Annotated in this window: 18 protein-coding genes and 1 tRNA gene; 6 read left to right on the top strand and 13 right to left on the bottom strand. The window is 62.2% G+C overall.

Features of this window, described 5'->3' with window-relative positions:
- Positions 1-50: 50 nt before the first annotated feature.
- Complete coding sequence (locus tag IEY62_RS03140) at positions 51-1,322, top strand: MFS transporter (RefSeq protein ID WP_189013800.1); 1,272 nt, start codon at positions 51-53, stop codon at positions 1,320-1,322.
- 118 nt (positions 1,323-1,440) lie between these two features.
- A complete protein-coding gene (htpX, locus tag IEY62_RS03135; protein WP_189013799.1) occupies positions 1,441-2,310 on the top strand; it encodes a zinc metalloprotease HtpX in 870 nt (289 codons plus the stop codon).
- Positions 2,311-2,738: 428 nt separating this feature from the next.
- Here the strand turns inward: htpX and IEY62_RS03130 are convergent, their stop codons facing one another.
- The 7 genes from IEY62_RS03130 to IEY62_RS03100 form a co-directional block, all read right to left on the bottom strand.
- Positions 2,739-3,587 (bottom strand): peptidase M56 family protein, encoded by an 849-nt coding sequence (locus tag IEY62_RS03130; RefSeq protein WP_189013798.1) that lies wholly within the window; start codon positions 3,585-3,587, stop codon positions 2,739-2,741.
- On the bottom strand, positions 3,584-4,213 hold the full coding sequence (locus IEY62_RS03125; protein ID WP_229785020.1) for an RNA polymerase sigma factor: 630 nt from the start codon (positions 4,211-4,213) through the stop codon (positions 3,584-3,586). Before IEY62_RS03125 ends, IEY62_RS03130 begins: the two co-directional genes overlap by 4 nt.
- A gap of 96 nt (positions 4,214-4,309) precedes the next feature.
- Positions 4,310-4,546, bottom strand: coding sequence for a hypothetical protein (locus IEY62_RS03120; protein ID WP_189013797.1), 237 nt, complete (start codon positions 4,544-4,546; stop codon positions 4,310-4,312).
- A 104-nt stretch (positions 4,547-4,650) separates the two neighbouring features.
- Positions 4,651-5,925, bottom strand: coding sequence for an iron uptake transporter deferrochelatase/peroxidase subunit (efeB, locus tag IEY62_RS03115; protein ID WP_407671469.1), 1,275 nt, complete (start codon positions 5,923-5,925; stop codon positions 4,651-4,653).
- 131 nt (positions 5,926-6,056) lie between these two features.
- Positions 6,057-7,229 carry an iron uptake system protein EfeO gene (gene efeO / locus IEY62_RS03110; protein WP_189013795.1) on the bottom strand — a complete coding sequence of 391 codons (1,173 nt, stop codon included), beginning with the start codon at positions 7,227-7,229 and terminating at the stop codon, positions 6,057-6,059.
- 58 nt (positions 7,230-7,287) lie between these two features.
- Positions 7,288-8,142 carry an iron uptake transporter permease EfeU gene (gene efeU, locus IEY62_RS03105; RefSeq protein ID WP_189013794.1) on the bottom strand — a complete coding sequence of 285 codons (855 nt, stop codon included), beginning with the start codon at positions 8,140-8,142 and terminating at the stop codon, positions 7,288-7,290.
- A gap of 205 nt (positions 8,143-8,347) precedes the next feature.
- Positions 8,348-8,839 (bottom strand): YajQ family cyclic di-GMP-binding protein, encoded by a 492-nt coding sequence (locus IEY62_RS03100; protein WP_018776783.1) that lies wholly within the window; start codon positions 8,837-8,839, stop codon positions 8,348-8,350.
- A 183-nt stretch (positions 8,840-9,022) separates the two neighbouring features.
- Between IEY62_RS03100 and IEY62_RS03095 the strand changes: the two genes are divergently transcribed.
- Positions 9,023-9,289, top strand: a complete 267-nt coding sequence (locus IEY62_RS03095; RefSeq protein ID WP_189013792.1) for a hypothetical protein — start codon at positions 9,023-9,025, stop codon at positions 9,287-9,289.
- Between the two features lie 127 nt (positions 9,290-9,416).
- Positions 9,417-9,498, top strand: a tRNA-Tyr gene (locus tag IEY62_RS03090).
- A 210-nt stretch (positions 9,499-9,708) separates the two neighbouring features.
- On the opposite strand, the gene IEY62_RS03085 is transcribed toward IEY62_RS03090, so the two are convergent.
- Together IEY62_RS03085 and IEY62_RS03080 are read right to left on the bottom strand one after the other, a co-directional pair.
- Positions 9,709-10,467 carry a potassium channel family protein gene (locus IEY62_RS03085; protein WP_189013790.1) on the bottom strand — a complete coding sequence of 253 codons (759 nt, stop codon included), beginning with the start codon at positions 10,465-10,467 and terminating at the stop codon, positions 9,709-9,711.
- 41 nt (positions 10,468-10,508) lie between these two features.
- Positions 10,509-10,727 (bottom strand): hypothetical protein, encoded by a 219-nt coding sequence (locus IEY62_RS03080; RefSeq protein ID WP_189013787.1) that lies wholly within the window; start codon positions 10,725-10,727, stop codon positions 10,509-10,511.
- Positions 10,728-10,934: 207 nt separating this feature from the next.
- On the opposite strand from IEY62_RS03080, the gene IEY62_RS03075 reads away from it, so the two are divergent.
- Complete coding sequence (locus IEY62_RS03075) at positions 10,935-11,480, top strand: acyl-CoA thioesterase (protein WP_189014429.1); 546 nt, start codon at positions 10,935-10,937, stop codon at positions 11,478-11,480.
- On the opposite strand, the gene IEY62_RS03070 is transcribed toward IEY62_RS03075, so the two are convergent.
- From IEY62_RS03070 to IEY62_RS03060, 3 genes are read right to left on the bottom strand one after another with little or no spacing between them, the layout of a single operon-like run.
- Positions 11,477-12,277: an ABC transporter permease subunit gene (locus IEY62_RS03070; protein ID WP_189013785.1), complete on the bottom strand. Its 801-nt coding sequence runs from the start codon at positions 12,275-12,277 to the stop codon at positions 11,477-11,479. The two genes, IEY62_RS03075 and IEY62_RS03070, sit on opposite strands and share 4 nt — an antisense overlap.
- On the bottom strand, positions 12,270-13,259 hold the full coding sequence (locus IEY62_RS03065; RefSeq protein ID WP_189013783.1) for an ABC transporter ATP-binding protein: 990 nt from the start codon (positions 13,257-13,259) through the stop codon (positions 12,270-12,272). The genes IEY62_RS03070 and IEY62_RS03065 overlap by 8 nt, the downstream gene beginning before the upstream one ends.
- Positions 13,256-13,933 carry a TetR/AcrR family transcriptional regulator gene (locus IEY62_RS03060; RefSeq protein WP_189013781.1) on the bottom strand — a complete coding sequence of 226 codons (678 nt, stop codon included), beginning with the start codon at positions 13,931-13,933 and terminating at the stop codon, positions 13,256-13,258. The genes IEY62_RS03065 and IEY62_RS03060 overlap by 4 nt, the downstream gene beginning before the upstream one ends.
- 141 nt (positions 13,934-14,074) lie before the next feature.
- Between IEY62_RS03060 and trxA the strand changes: the two genes are divergently transcribed.
- Positions 14,075-14,464, top strand: coding sequence for a thioredoxin (trxA, locus tag IEY62_RS03055; protein ID WP_018776775.1), 390 nt, complete (start codon positions 14,075-14,077; stop codon positions 14,462-14,464).
- Between the two features lie 98 nt (positions 14,465-14,562).
- Here trxA and IEY62_RS03050 read toward each other — a convergent pair whose 3' ends face one another.
- Complete coding sequence (locus IEY62_RS03050) at positions 14,563-14,841, bottom strand: putative quinol monooxygenase (RefSeq protein WP_018776774.1); 279 nt, start codon at positions 14,839-14,841, stop codon at positions 14,563-14,565.
- Between the last annotated feature and the right edge of the window lie 9 nt (positions 14,842-14,850).

Below are 14,850 nucleotides of genomic sequence, written 5' to 3'. Positions count from 1 at the left end.
CCTTCCCCGGGGTGAGCCTACCAAGCCGTGGCGCTGGTTAGGGTTGGACGGTGGCAAAACTACTGGCAGATATCACTCCCCTCAAGGAGAGTCCTGCTTTTCGTCGTCTCTGGCTGGGGGCGTCCGTTGCCGCCATCGGCACCCAACTGACCCTCGTGGCCGTCAGCCTGGAGGTGTACCGGCTGACCCAGGAAAGCTTCTACGTAGGGCTCCTGGGCATCTTCGCGTTGATTCCCCTGGTGATCTCCGGCCTTTACGGCGGATCCATCTCCGATGCCTACGACCGCCGCAAAGTGGCCCTGATCGCATCCCTCGTCCTATGGGCCTCCACAGCCGGCCTGGCCATGCAAGCCTGGCTCGGGCTCGGCAACATCTGGGTTCTTTACGCGTTGGTAGCCATCCAAAGCGGCGCGCAAGGCATCAACGGGCCTGCCCGGAGCGCCATCATTCCACTCCTGGTCCGCAAGGACCTGCTGCCCGCTGCCAATGCCTTGAGCATGCTGACCTTTGGCCTCTCGATGACCGCCGGACCTCTATTGGCCGGGGTGCTCGTTGCAACCATTGGCTTTGGCTGGACCTACACGATTGATGTCATCAGCTTCACGTTCGCGCTCTGGGGGCTTTTCAGACTGCCGCCGCTGCCGCCCTCCAAAGATGCCGTGCGGCCCGGGTTCCGCTCGGTGGTGGAAGGCTTCCGCTTCCTTGGCGGCCGGCCCAACGTCCGCATGACCTTCATCATCGACCTCATCGCCATGATCTGCGCGCAACCCCGGGCACTGATGCCCGCCATCGGCGCCGTGATGATCGGTGGCGGTGAGACCACAGTTGGGGTGCTGCTTGCCTCAACGGCTGTAGGGGCGTTTCTTGCAGGCCTCTTCTCGGGGCCTTTGGGAAGGGTACGCCGGCAGGGCAGCGCGGTGGTGTGGTCCGTGATGGGGTGGGGCGCCTCAATCGCCGGCTTTGGACTGGTGGTGCTCCTGGCGGCTGATGCTGGACGCAATGGCACCACGCCGTGGCTAATACCAGCTGCGTTCTGCTGTGCGCTGGCCGGTATTTCGGATTCGGTCAGTGCTGTTTTCCGGACCACCATTCTCCAAGCGGCCACCCCGGACCATCTGCGCGGGCGATTGCAGGGGGTATTCATTGTGGTGGTAGCGGGCGGACCCCGGGTGGGGGACATGCTTGCCGGCGGAGTGACACAGTTCCTCAGCGAAGGTGGGGTGCTGCTGCTCGGTGGACTTTTGTGCATTGCCCTGGCGTGGCTCGCGTCCCGTCTCCAACCCGGCTTCGTGGCCTACGATTCAAAGCACCCGGTGCCCTGAACGCCCGTCAGCCGGGTCACCCTACAGCGGAACATGGCGGGCGGCGTCGGCGTTAAACGGGTGACGGCCCCTGCCGGAACCGAAGAGACCAGAGCCGAAGAAAGAGAACGAGAGCAACGTGCATAAACACAACAATGGACTCAAGACCGCGGCATTGTTCGGTGTGCTGTGGGCGGTGTTGTTGGGTTTGGGTGCCATCATTGCCGCAGGAACCCGGAGCACTGCGCCCATCTGGATCATGGCCCTGATCGGCGTCGGCACTACCGCGTATGGCTATTGGAACAGCGACAAGATCGCCATCCGTTCCATGGCTGCTTACCCGGTCACTGAGGTCCAGGCACCCCAGCTGTACCAGATCGTCAGGGAGCTTTCCGTGCGGGCGAACAAGCCCATGCCACGGATCTACCTCTCACCCACCATGACGCCCAATGCCTTCGCCACGGGCCGGAACCCCAAGAACGCGGCTGTGTGCTGCACTGAAGGGATCCTGCACCTGTTGGACGCCCGCGAACTCAGGGGTGTGCTGGGCCATGAGCTGATGCACGTGTACAACCGCGACATCCTGACGTCCTCGGTGGCCGCGGCCGTGGCCGGTGTCATCACGTCCGTGGGCCAGATGCTGCTGATCTTCGGGGGCGGTGACCGGCGCAACGCGAACCCCCTGGCCACCATCGCCATGGCACTGCTGGCGCCCTTTGCTGCCTCGCTCATCCAGATGGCGATCTCCCGGACCCGCGAATTCGACGCCGACGAGGACGGTGCAGAACTCACTGGCGACCCGCTGGCGCTGGCCTCGGCGCTGCGCAAGATCGAGTCGGGGGTGAGCCAGTTGCCGCTTCCGCAAGACCAGCGGCTGGTCAATGCCTCGCATCTCATGATCGCCAACCCGTTCCGTGGCGGCGGGATGCGGCGCATGTTCTCCACCCACCCGCCCATGAAGGAACGCATCAGCCGGCTGGAGGGCATGGCAGGACGCCCGCTCGCCTGACCTGATTGAAGCAAGAAGCTTGGCGGAGACAGCGCAGTGGTGCTACTTGCTTTGTTCTGCGCGCCGCGCTGCTCCGTTATGGGGGGAGCCGCTGACGGATCTCCTCATCAAGTCCCGTGGCCAAGCCACGCTGTCAGAAGCGTTCCGGCAGTGACGTGACTAAACAGTTGACCAATAGTTTGCGTTTGGGTTCATCTCTGCCGCGAGTTCATTAAATTCGGATGAATCCATGTCAAGAGAACCATCCTCACCCACGTGAAAGACGGCTCGAACGATTGCTTCAGCAAATGCTCGCAGCACATCTCTAATGGAGCAGAAAATGATCTTGTGATCCGATAAGGAGGATCGCATTGAGGGAAAACTTAATAAACGGGGGGCAATAGAGAATTAGTTTGGTTTCGACCGGCTGTGTTTCTATGACAGTACGGCTACTGAGGTATCTCGGACGCCAGCATGTCTGGTTCCAATACGTGCCCGTTCCCGTCTGTCTCCACAATATGCCCATTGCCGTCTTGAACGATGAATTCACCGACCACGGTTGTCCCATCAGGGTCGTAGACGGGGATCGCGTAACTCTTTCCTTGGCGTTCTGCCTGCCAGGCCAAGGCCTCCTCAGGGGTCCTGAACGTTTGCATCATGGACACTCCTGTGGCGTCATCCAGTTCGGCTTTTCTGACATACCCGAACTGTCCGTTGGTGGCTTTCACAGCAACCAATTCTGGTTGCCCATTTTCGTTCTCAGCCCCGTAGGTTTCTCCGTTCGCATTTGTGGCCCAGTCGGTCGACTCTACGTCGACAAAGGTCCAGGTCAGTCGCCACTGGCTCTGCGCTTGGGTGTTGATGGTCGTAGTCTCTTTGCCGGGAGCGACAGGAAGCTGGAACCTGGTGGTGGCGCCACGTCCTTCAAGGTCATGTTGCTTGCACGTACTGGTCGCCCCTGATTCGTAGGCCCAGGAGCCAGTTGTCAGACACGTCATCTCCAGTCGGATAGCCTTGGCTTCTTTCGGCGCCGTACCTAAATCGATGGTGGCCGGACCGGTATGGGATTCGGTCGTTGGGGTACCCAAGGGGGTGACGATTGGCGCTCCAGGGATGTTCAGAAGACCGGCTGCAGTTGCTCCGACTCCACCAAGCACCACGGCACCGGCGAACACACCTGCACCAAGCCACCAACGCGCGGCTTTTCGAGGCCGGGCGGAGGCTGTCTTGTTGACCCGGGAAACCAGCTCAGCGCGTAATGCCTGACTGAAGCTCTCGTCGACTTTGAGATCGCTCATGATCCGTTTCCTTCCATGACAAATTGAGAAGGGGGTGCTGGCTTCGGTTGCAGGACATCCTTGATCTTCGAGCGGGCACGGTGCATCCGGCTCTTGGCGGCGGCTGGTGAAAGATTCAGGAGTTCCGCAGCCGCATTCACCGAATACTCTTCGAAGACAACAAGGCTGATCAAATGGAGATCGATTGAGCCGAGAGTCTTCAGGGCGTCAACAACGTCTTGATCCAGCACAGACTGAAAGTATGTAGCTTCGCCACTGTCTACCTGGGCTTCGTCCTGCCGTGGCAACGAGTCGAGCATTCTTCGATACCTGGTGGATGCCCTGTTGGTATTCCGGGCGACATTGGTTGTTGTCACCAAAAGCCAGGGAAGGATGGAGTGTTCCACCAGAACGACCTTCCGGCGTTTCTTCCACAGCTCAAGGAATGCCGTTGCCAAGATGTCTTCGGATGTGTGGCGATTGCCGCAGAGGCGGTACGCATGCCGGAAAACCCTGTCGCGGTGCCGATCGAACAGCGCGCCGAACGCTGCGCCGTCACCGGCCAGACTCCGTGCCCACAAACCGGCATCTTGAGATCCCATGTTCCCCATAACCTGTAGTGTCCGCGAGGAGGCAAAAGGTTCCATAATTTCGCAAAATTTATGAAAGTTCTTTAATTCCTGCGCTGAATCCCGGGAGGCAAGACAGCGCACGACGGCCGTTGGAAGCAGCCTGAGGAGTCGTCACAGCAGGGTCATAGACGGCGGCCACGGCCTTGGCTGTGGTTGCCCGGACGTGTGGCGCTCGGGCAACCACATGATCTCCGTGACCCAAGGGGTATCCGCCCGGAGCCGCGTACAGAAGGCCAGCGCACCGATGTCCGATCTGCCGATGCTTGAGGATTCCCTGATCCGTCCGGCGATCTCATTGAGGACCTCGTTATAGGCGGGAGAGATCTCCGCCTGGAAGGAGGTGTGCACGGTGAGCAGGGCTGTGCACTGTTGGCGCCGGGGGTCGTTTTCGGTGCTCCGCGTGCCGAATCAGAAGATGCCGTTGGAATTGGCCTTGGGCAGCGTAGAGACTGCTACGGGAACAGCCCTTCGCCGATGTATCCACCCGCTTGCACTCCGGGGGGCACCGCAAAAAGGCCCGAACCTGTGTGCTTCAGGTACTCCACGGACAACGTGTCGCCCTTGGCCAGCGCCAGTTGCATGGGCACGTAGTGCGTCCGCGGATCCTTCACGAAAGCGATGAAGAACAGCCCGGCGTCGAGGTGTCCCAGGCCGTCTGAACCATCCGTGAAGTTGTAACCGCGGCGCAGCATCCGCACTCCGTTGTTCTGGTCCGGATGGGCCAGCCGCATGTGTGAGTCCATCGGAATCAACGGTTCCCCATTACGGCCCGCCATGGCAAAGTCCGGCGTGGTGAACTCATCTCCGCCCGACAAAGGAGCGCCGGCTCCCTTGGTGCGCCCGATCAGTCCTTCCTGCTCCCGCAGCGAGGTGCGGTCCCAGATTTCGATGTGCATCTGGATCCGACGGGCCACCAAATAGCTGCCGCCGGCCATCCACTGCTCGGACGCCGGACCACCGGGCGCCACCCACACGTGCTCGTCCAGCAGTGCGTTGTCCTCGACCTTGAGGTTGTTGGTGCCGTCCTTGAAACCGAAGAGGTTGCGGGGAGTCACCTGCGCCCGGGACGTTGAGGAGGTGCGTCCGAAGCCGAGCTGGGACCAGCGGACGCGGACCTTTCCGAATCCGATCCTTGCCAGGTTACGGATCGCGTGGACGGCAACCTGCGGGTCATCCGCGCAGGCCTGCACCACGATGTCACCGCCTGTGCGCCCCGGCTGAAGGTCGTCGCCTGGAAAATGGGGAAGATCGATCAAGGCCTCCGGCCGCCGCCCGTCCAGTCCGAACCGGACTTTGCCGTCCTTCTCGAACAGTCCGGCCCCAAAGCCAAAGGTCAGAGTGAGTTTCGAGGCCGCCAGGTCCAAGGCCTCACCGGTGTCTTCCGGTGGGGCGTCATAAGGGCCATCGACGGCGCCGGTCTTGCCGGTGGGATCACCTGCGGCCATGGCCTGCGCTGCGGCGGTCCAGTCCTTGAGCAGCTTGATGAGTTCTTTGCGGTCCTCGGTGGTTACATCGAACGCGGCCATATGAAGACGGTCCTGGGCAGGTGTCGTGATGCCTGCCTGGTGGTCGCCAAAGAATGGAACTACTGCTTCGGCGGCAGTGGGTACGGAGGCTGATGCCGCGTTCGCTGTCACGGCGTCGTGGCCCAGGAAACCGGCGGCCAGTCCGGCAACGGCTCCGGCCCCGCCGACGCCCGCCAGAGACAGCAGGCCACGGCGCGACATCCGCGCGGTGCCGCTTCCAGCGGCAGCCGCTGCGCCGCCGTCGGACGCCTCCCGGGACTTTACGACGTCGTTCGGCTCACCGGAACGCTCGACGTCGGCGGCGTCACCGGTGTGCCCGAAGGGGCAGCCGCTCACAGAACCACGGCTGAAGTGAGCTTGGAGAGGGGCTCACCCAGCGAGTCAACCAGCGATGCCAGTCCCTGGACCTGCTCCGGGCTGAGCTCGTTGTAGTACGTGAAGCCGTCGCCCTTGGCGTGCTTCTTCAGTTCGGCCTGGAGGGCGGCAAACTTGTCGTCCAGGGACTTGGAGAGCTCTGCGTCTTTCTGCTCCAAAGCAGGCTTCAGGCTCTCGAAGGCGATCCGGGCGCCATCAACGTTGGCCTGGAAGTCCCAGATGTCCGTGTGCGACCAGATTTCCTCTTCGCCGGTCACCTTGCCGGTGGCTACTTCGTCAAGGAGTTCCTTGGCGCCGTTGCCCAGTTTGTCCGCCGTGAGTTCAACGGTGCGCGTGCGGGTGGCGAGGTCTTCGGTGTCGGCCACCAATTGCTTGGAAATGGCGGTGCGCTCAGCGGCGGTCATGGCCGTGTAGCCGGTGGGCGGGAAGAGGTCCTTTTCGGCGCGGTGCCATCCGGTCCATTCCTGTCCTGGTTCGAGATCGGCTTCACGCGCGTCCAGTTTCGGGTCGAGGTCGCCGAACGACTCGGCCACGGGCTCGATCCGCTCCCAGTGCATGCGAGTGGCTGCGTAAAGATCGCGTGCCTTGGCTGCATCCCCGGCAGCGAAGGCATCCGCGAAGGCCTTGGTTCCGGTGACGAGCTGTTCGGTCTGGTCCTTGACGTAGGCTGCGTACTGCTGGGTTCCGGTGTCCAGGAGCTTCTGGAAATCGGCGTCGACGCTGGGCTTGTTGCCGGACTCGGTGACCTCGAAGGAAGCGCGGATACCGTCGCCCTGCATGCCTGGCTTGCACGCGGTGTTGTATTTGCCGGCCGGTGCTGTGACCACCAGGTTGCGGGTGATGCCGGGCCCGATGTTCTCTACTTCGCCGAGGATCCGCAGCCCATCCTCTGCCAGCAGGTAGAACTCTGTTACCTCGGTGCCTTCGTTCTTCACCGCGAAAGTGAGGTTGCCACTCGGTGCCGTGGAGGCGGACACCTTGCATTCGCTGGCCGTGCTGCTGACCTGGATGGGGCCATCCGCGGCAGCGGTGGTCTTCGTGTTGTCGGTGCACCCCGCAAGGACCAAGGGCACTGCTGCGGCCGCACCGATCACGGCAAGGGTCTTACGAAGTTTCGGTGAAACGGGCATGGGTGAATCCTTTGTCTACGGAGAATGCGGGTGGCCCGGCGGCTTGGGGGATGGGGCCTTAGGGCTGTGTTGCAACAGCGGGAGCTGAGATGGTGCTGGCGGCTCTGGGCGTTGAGGAACGGTTGGCCCGGATGTACAGGGTCAGGACGGGGATTACGTACAGCAGCCACGCTGCCGCTTCCAGCCAGGTGGTGGCGGGGGAGAAGTTCAGGGTGCCCTTGAGCAGGGTGCCGTACCAGGACGACGGCGGGATGGCGGCTGAGACGTCGAAGGCCAGGTTATGCAGGCCTGGGAGGATGCCGGCTTCCTGGAGGTCGTGGACGCCGTAGGCCAGCACTCCGCCTGCAATGACGATGAGGCCCACTCCGGTCCAGGTGAAGAAGCGGCCCAGGTTGACCTTGAGGACACCCCGGTGCAGCAAGTATCCCAGTCCCGCGGCAGTAACCAGGCCAAGCAGCGCGCCGAGCAGGGGAAGGGTTGTTTCGCCGGTGGCCTGGGCTGCGGCCCAGATGAAGAGTGCGGTTTCGAGCCCTTCACGGCCAACGGCCAGTGCGGCCACGAGCACGAGGCCCCATGCGGCGCCGTCGGCCGCTTTGTCCACCTGGGAGCGGAGTTCGCCGCCCAGGCTGCGGGCGGTCTTGGCCATCCAGAAGACCATCCAGGTCACCAATGCCACTGCAACGATCGACAGTCCTCCGCCGATCGCTTCCTGTGCCTCGAAGGTCAGACCACGGGGTCCGAAGGTCAGCAGTGCGCCGAAGCCGAAGGAAAGTGCGATGGCGATGCCCACGCCGATCCAGAGGCGCGGGATCAGGTGCCGCCGCCCGGTCTTGATGAGGTAGGCCATCAGGAGGACCACGATGAGTGAGGCCTCGAGGCCTTCACGCAGGCCGATCAGGAAGTTGGCGGTCATGTGGAGTGTTCTTTCGCTAAGGGGAGCCGTACTTAGGCTCGCCTAAGGAAGAAGAATACTGTGCCGCGGCTATTACGCAAACTAATCGTGCTCTAATTTTCCCGTCCATTACGACAGTCGCTGTAGTTACGGGCAGCAAAAAGCCGGGATGCGCCGCCCTGATGGGGCGCGTATCCCGGCTTTTTGCTTGCTGTTGCCGGCTGCGTTAGCTGCGGAAGTTCACGAACTGGAGGTCGGCCTCTTCGAACTTCTTGAGGATGTTCATGGTCTCCTGAAGGTCGTCGCGGGACTTGGAAGTCACGCGGAGTTCGTCGCCCTGGATCTGGGACTTGACGGACTTGGGGGCTTCATCGCGGATGATCTTGTTGATCTTCTTGGCGATGTCCTGCGCGATGCCTTCCTTGATGGTGCACTCCAGGCGGAACTCTTTGCCGGAGGGGTAGGGCTCGCCCTGGTCCAGCGACTTCAGGGAGATGCCGCGCTTGATGAGCTTGGACTGGAAAACGTCCAGGACTGCAAGGACGCGGTCCTCGGAGTTTGCCTTCATCAGGATCTTCTCGCCGCTGAAGTCGATCTCTGCGCCGACGCCCTTGAAGTCGTATCGCTGCGCGATTTCCTTCTGGGACTGGTTCAGTGCGTTGGCGACCTCTTGCTTGTCTACCTTGCTGACGACGTCGAATGTGGATTCGCCTGCCATGACTCTCCTTAGGTTGGGGGCCCTGTGAGGGCGGGTTGGGTCTGGCATCCAGCCTAGTACGGAAGCCGGCACTTGGGACGGTGGAGGTCTTTCACAGTTCGCTCACAGCACACGCAAGGTGGGAACCGAGGTAGGTGGCCGAGAGTTGTACCAGTTGAAAGAACGTATCGTCGGAGGATCAGCATGAGCAGCAAGGCCGTCCAGTCCATCAGCAAGTCCGCCACAGCAGCGGCCGGTTCAATCGGCACGGCGGCCGTAGCTGCTGCAAGCGCCGTAGCTGCGGCGGCCGTGGCAGCGTCGATCGTGCTGAGCCCGGTTCCCGATGCCACCGCACGCATGGACGGTGTTCATGCGGATCTTCTGCGGGCTGTGCAGCTCAACCAGATCACCGCCGAGCAAGCCGAGAGGTTCGAAGCCAAACTTGCCGGCCGGATCCTCGGAGAAGCCTGAAATACGCGGAAATCCGGGGTGTCTGCGCTCGATTAGATTCTTCGCTGAAACTTCTGTAAGGTTGTCTCTGCCTTCGGTTACCGGATCGAAAGAAATGGTCTCCGGAAGTGATCTTCTTTTGAAGTTCGGCAGATTACCCGAGCGGCCAAAGGGGGCTGACTGTAAATCAGCTGGCAACGCCTACGGGGGTTCGAATCCCTCATCTGCCACCCAAGGAAAATCCCCGGAACCAGTGGTTCCGGGGATTTTTTTGTGCTCTTGAGGATGCCGTCAGGGCCGAGGGGTGTACGGCCACCACCCATTTTGATTCTCAGAGCCGGGGGACACGCCGAAGACCACGGCATGTCACGGGGCACGAGTGGCCAAAGTGGGTGGTGACGGCCCGGCCGACCTGTGCGCGAAAGGTCCGAAGCGGCCGCTCAGCGACTCTCGGAGATTTTCCGGAGTTCCGCGATCTCCAGCCGCAGGGCAGCAATCTCCTTGACAAGATCCGCCATCTCGGCCAGGACGGGTTCCTCGGCCGCTGCAGCCTTTTCTCCCGCGGCGGCGGCGACGCCCTCGGCATTCTCCTCGATCCGCTGCACGAGCCAGGACGCGATGGAGGCTGTCACGATACCCAGGACCGCAATGCCGCTCATCATCAGGGCCGCGGCCACCACCCTGCCAATAGGCGTCACCGGGTACAGATCGCCGTAGCCCACGGTGGTGATGGTGGTGACGGCCCACCAGGCTGCATCACCAAAGGTCAGGATCTTGGCGTCGGGGGCGTTCTGTTCAACATCCAACACCGCAAGGGCGCCGATGAGGATGAGCATGGCGGCGGCCCCGGCGACGTAGGTGGCCACCCGTCCCCGAAGTGTTTCGCCCACGGTGCGTTGCAGCACGGAGAGCAACGTGACCAGGCGCAGCAGCCGCAAGGGCCGGAAGAAGGGGAGCACCACGATCAGGAGTTCGTGGAGGTTCCAGACAAACCAGCGCATGCGGTCTTCGGCAAGCCAGAGGTTGACGAAGTAGTCCAGCGCGAAGATCCCCCAGGTGATCCAGAGAATCACTTCGAAAGGCGCTGCCGAGGGCCCGTCGACCCGGCCAATGACCTGCCACGCGTAGGCGGCGAGGAATATCAGTGCCGTGGCCATGAGTGGCCATTCGACGAGGTCCCGGTATCGCGCTTGAGTCATACGGGAATACTAGCCACTGGCCGGGCCGGCGGAAGGCGTTCTCAGGCGGTGGTTTCCAGCCAGTAGCCGTCCAGGTGGTGCACCAACTGACGGCCCAGGCCACCCTTGAGCTGGATCCAGAGGGTGCTGCGGTCGTCGGTCATTCCGTCCAGGGTTCCTTCGATGCGGTTCCCGCGCGCGTCCTGGAGTGCCACGGCCTGGTGGCGCTGGAGTTCGGGCCAGACGTCGCCGCTGGGCCTGGTGGTTTGCAGCGTGCTCAAAGGGACCCCCTGATGTGTTCTTCCAATACGAGTTCCAGATATTGTGCACGTCTTTGATGAACCTGCGGTAAACGTTAGTGCAATCGTTGGACATAAAGTTGAACCAACAGCCCGGCGCGTGCTCGGTCCTTCGGCGAAATCCGGGTGGCGTCCCACATTGCGGGCGGCATCTTCCACATGAAGTTACTGATGGGTAACATTGCTGTCATGCACCTGCTTCTTCGCACCCTCATGTTGCTGTTTACGTCCTCCAAGCGCCCGGCCCTCAATGTTTGGGACGAATCGTCGCTGCCCTTGCGGGTGCTGCCCACAGACATCGACATCGCCATGCACGTCAACAACGGCATGTACTTTTCCCTGATGGACTTGGGCCGGTTCGACCTCATGGTACGCAGCGGGATCTGGAACAAGATGCGCAAGCGGGGCTGGAGCCCGGTAGCTGCGGGGGAGACCATTGCGTTCCGTAAATCCTTGCAGTTGTGGCAGCGCTACACCATTGAAACCCGAATCATAGGGCTCGACACCAAAGCGATCTACTTCGAGCAGCGCATGGTGGTTGACGGCGAGATCTACGCCCGTGCCCACATCGCCACCCGACTGGTTGCCAAGGGCAAGCCGGTAACCCAGGAAGAGATCATCGCAGAGTTCGGTGCGCCGCCCGCGGACCTTGAACTGCCCGGATGGATCCACGAGTGGCGCGAAAACAACGCGCTCCCGGGAGCGCGCCGTCCCGCACCGCACGTCTGGAACTAGACGCCGACATCGCGGCGCTGCAAGGCCAAGGTTCCCAGCGCCACCAGTGCCGCCGATATGCACAGCAACCCTGTCACGGCGCCCCAATCAGCCCCGTTGGACACGGGTGAATTGCCGTAGGCCCAGTGATACGGCGAAAGGTTCAGCAGCCACTCCACGTCGGGACTTTGCCGTCCCACAGCGTTGAAAACGTAGCCGAGGACCGCAACAGCAGCACCGGCAGCGACTCCGTACACCTTTCGACCTGTCAGGGCGCCGGCGAACAATGCCGCTGTACCGCTCAGAAGGGCCAGGGCGGCAAACAGCAGCACGGCGCCAAAAAGGTGCCCGACGTCGATTTCAAGTTTCGCGGGTCCGTTCAGTACCAGCACCAGCACGAAGACCAACGCAGCGAGCAGGACAATGCGGACCAGAATGGCCAAAGCCCGCTCAAGGACTACCTGCACGCGGGTCACGCTATGGGCAAGGGTAAGTTCCAGGAGCCCGGATTCCTCATCCCCTCCCACCGCGGCCGCGCCCCAACCCACCGAAGCCATGGACATCAGCAGGAAGCCGATCAGTCCGAAAAGGGTGGCCTGGGTGTAGCCGGGACCTGTGGCTATTTGGTCGTAGTTCAGGGCCTTGGTCATGCCTTGGGGCAGGGCATCGATCATCTGCTGCATCTGGGCGCTGCCTCCGATGGAGGGGTACAGCGGCAGGTACAGCATGATCGCGCCCGTGAGCCCCACGGCCCACGCCACAGTGGAGCGCCACGAATCAGTCAGAGCTTTGGTGAACAGGGGCAGTGGCCTAGGCACGGTGGGCTCCTTCCGGTTGTCGGCTGGCTCCCGGTGCATTCCCAATACTGGAAGCATCTCCGCCCGTGTAGAGGGTCAGGACAGCCTCTTCCAGGTCCGGCTCTTCAAGGACCAGGTCTGTCAGGTGCAGCCGCGCCAGTTCCTGGACCAGCGGTTGGATATGACCGGACAGCGTGGCGGTGGCTTCCACGGTTCCTGCCGCGTGGCCATCGGCCGGCAGCTCCCGCACCGCCACATTGGCGACGCCGGGCACCCGTGCCAGCAGCGCGCCGACGTCGTGCGCTTCCGTTCCGGTGCTGTTGAAGCGAAGCTGCCTGACCGCCGCAGTCCGCAGGGCCTCCACGGTGGAAACGGTGACAATGTTGCCATCGCGGAGGATGGCGACGGCGTCGGCGGCCAGTTGGACTTCGCTCAGCACGTGCGAACTGAGGAACACGGTGGCACCGCCATCCACGGCCTCGCGGACCATGGCATGGAAAACCTGCTGGACCAGGGGGTCAAGCCCGCTGGTGGGTTCGTCCAGGACAAGAAGCTCAGGCTTGTGCATGAAGGCCTGCAGGAGTCCGAGCTTTTGCTTGTTTCCCTTGGAAAGCTTGCGGGTCTGCCGGTCCAGGTCCAGGTGGAGCCGGTCCGCGAGATCGTTCACGTGCCGTTGGTCCACCGGGCCACTGATCGCAGCAAAATGCTCCAGCATGCGGCGGCCTGTGGTGCGGTTCTCCAGGTACAGCTCTCCAGGAAGATAGCCGATCCGCTTGCGGAGCTCCGTCCCCGCCCGCCTCGGATCCTGGCCCAGGACGGAGATGGAACCCGCGCTGGGCCGGATGATGTCCAACAGGCAGCGCATGGTGGTGGTCTTTCCAGCGCCGTTTGGCCCGATCACCCCGAACACAGTGCCGGGTTCCACAGCGAAATCCAATCCGTGCAGAACCTCGCGCTGACCGAACTTCTTGCGTAACCCCTCGACGACGATTGCCTGGGTCACGGGGCATGCTCCCTTCCGTTGTTGGCGTTGTTTTCTTCCAGGGCTTCGCGGGCTGCGTTCAAAAAGCGCGGGTCCGAGTAGAAGCCATGCGTATAGATCTCAAGGAGTGGCAGGGTGAGCTGACGCAGGAGGTCAGGGGCGATGCCGTTGGGCTCCGGAGCCGGAACGCCCAAGGACCGTGAGAGATGCCTGCCCAGCATGAGGACTGCGAGGCTGTTGGAGGCGATGACCACCGCGACGGATCGGATGTCGTCGAATTTCCGGATGGTGCCCGCTTCGATGCCGGTGTGAATGATGTCCTGGCACTGCTTCACGACGGCGTCGAAGAAGGCATCGCCCGCGTCGGACTCATCGCCCAGGCTGCGTCGGATGTAGGCGATCTCTTCCGTGTATTGATCCGGATTGTTCAGGTAGTCCTGGATGAGCCTGCCGGTGGAACCCGGGTCCGCCTTTTCCCGGCCCTGGGTGGCTGTTTGGGCGAGGACGTGCTGGTCGCAGGCCTCGCGGAGACCGGCCTTGCTGCCGAAATGATGAATGACCAGCCCTGGGCTGACGCCGGCAAGGGAGGCGACCGCCCGGACTGTGGCGCGGGAGAAACCCTCGCGGCCGAAGAGCCCGATGGCGGCGTCCCTGATGCGGGCCCGGGTGGTTAAATCGTCTGCGGTTGAACGCATGTTTCATACGCTAAACACTTGTTCAATGCGAATCAAGGGGTTCCTGATTCGGAAGGCTGCCGCTTTATTCCCAGTGACGCGGGAAGCGAACAGGGGGACATCCGGCGGGACTTCACCGGCCGGGACGCGTACCGTGGGACCATGGCTACAGTTGACATCACTGGTGAACAGTTCGCATCGACCATCGAGGACAACGACATTGTCCTGGTGGATTTCTGGGCTGCATGGTGCGGCCCCTGCCGGCAGTTCGCGCCCACCTACGGAGCAGCATCGGAAAAGCACTCCGACGTCGTCTTCGCCAAAGTGGACACCGAAGCCGAGCAGCAGCTCGCCGCCGAAGCCGGAATCACGTCCATCCCCACGCTGATGGCTTTCCGCGAAAAGGTGCTCGTCTTCTCGCAGCCCGGCGCGCTGAATGCCCAGCAGCTTGAGCAGGTCATTGATGCCGTGAAGGGCCTGAACATGGAAGAAGTCCACGCCCACGTCGCCAAGTCCCGTGCCGAAGCACAGGAAAAGGCACAGGAAAACTAGACTCCACCCGGCGAAATCGCCGTTAAAGCCTCGAGGTCGCCGGAAATTTCCGGCGACCTCGAGGCTTTAAGGCGTCCTGGCAGTGCTTGAGCGGTCTCCTATAGACGTTCCAGCTTTACGGGCTCGGCAAGCAGCGCGCTGAGTGACTCGTTCAGGTCCTGGACAGCGATGCCCTTGGAGTGCTTGTCCAGCAGCTCCTCGGATTCCCAACGCTCGGTCAGGACGAGCTTTTCCTCGGTGGCTTCAGTCAGTTCGTAGCGGATGCAGCCGGGTTCGTTGACGACCTCATCGATCGCGATTTCCAAGGCGAGCTTCACGCGGAAGAACTCGCCTTCGTTGGGGATGAACGTGGCCTGCAGGTCAATGGGTGCACTCATGGTTTCAAC

This window comes from Paenarthrobacter histidinolovorans, from assembly GCF_014647595.1.
Taxonomy (GTDB): Bacteria; Actinomycetota; Actinomycetes; order Actinomycetales; family Micrococcaceae; genus Arthrobacter; species Arthrobacter histidinolovorans.
This window is presented reverse-complemented; position numbering and strand designations above follow the sequence as displayed.

What these genes read in the sequence shown, in the direction of transcription:
- IEY62_RS03130 (WP_189013798.1), bottom strand. Translation starts at nt 3,587, where the DNA reads ATGAGCGATCTCAAAGTCGACGAGAGCTTCAGTCAGGCATTACGCGCT.
- IEY62_RS03125 (WP_229785020.1), bottom strand. Translation starts at nt 4,213, where the DNA reads ATGGAACCTTTTGCCTCCTCGCGGACACTACAGGTTATGGGGAACATG.
- efeB (WP_407671469.1), bottom strand. Translation starts at nt 5,925, where the DNA reads ATGTCGCGCCGTGGCCTGCTGTCTCTGGCGGGCGTCGGCGGGGCCGGA.
- efeO (WP_189013795.1), bottom strand. Translation starts at nt 7,229, where the DNA reads ATGCCCGTTTCACCGAAACTTCGTAAGACCCTTGCCGTGATCGGTGCG.
- efeU (WP_189013794.1), bottom strand. Translation starts at nt 8,142, where the DNA reads ATGACCGCCAACTTCCTGATCGGCCTGCGTGAAGGCCTCGAGGCCTCA.
- IEY62_RS03100 (WP_018776783.1), bottom strand. Translation starts at nt 8,839, where the DNA reads ATGGCAGGCGAATCCACATTCGACGTCGTCAGCAAGGTAGACAAGCAA.
- IEY62_RS03095 (WP_189013792.1), top strand. Translation starts at nt 9,023, where the DNA reads ATGAGCAGCAAGGCCGTCCAGTCCATCAGCAAGTCCGCCACAGCAGCG.
- IEY62_RS03085 (WP_189013790.1), bottom strand. Translation starts at nt 10,467, where the DNA reads ATGACTCAAGCGCGATACCGGGACCTCGTCGAATGGCCACTCATGGCC.
- IEY62_RS03075 (WP_189014429.1), top strand. Translation starts at nt 10,935, where the DNA reads ATGCACCTGCTTCTTCGCACCCTCATGTTGCTGTTTACGTCCTCCAAG.
- IEY62_RS03060 (WP_189013781.1), bottom strand. Translation starts at nt 13,933, where the DNA reads ATGCGTTCAACCGCAGACGATTTAACCACCCGGGCCCGCATCAGGGAC.
- trxA (WP_018776775.1), top strand. Translation starts at nt 14,075, where the DNA reads ATGGCTACAGTTGACATCACTGGTGAACAGTTCGCATCGACCATCGAG.
- IEY62_RS03050 (WP_018776774.1), bottom strand. Translation starts at nt 14,841, where the DNA reads ATGAGTGCACCCATTGACCTGCAGGCCACGTTCATCCCCAACGAAGGC.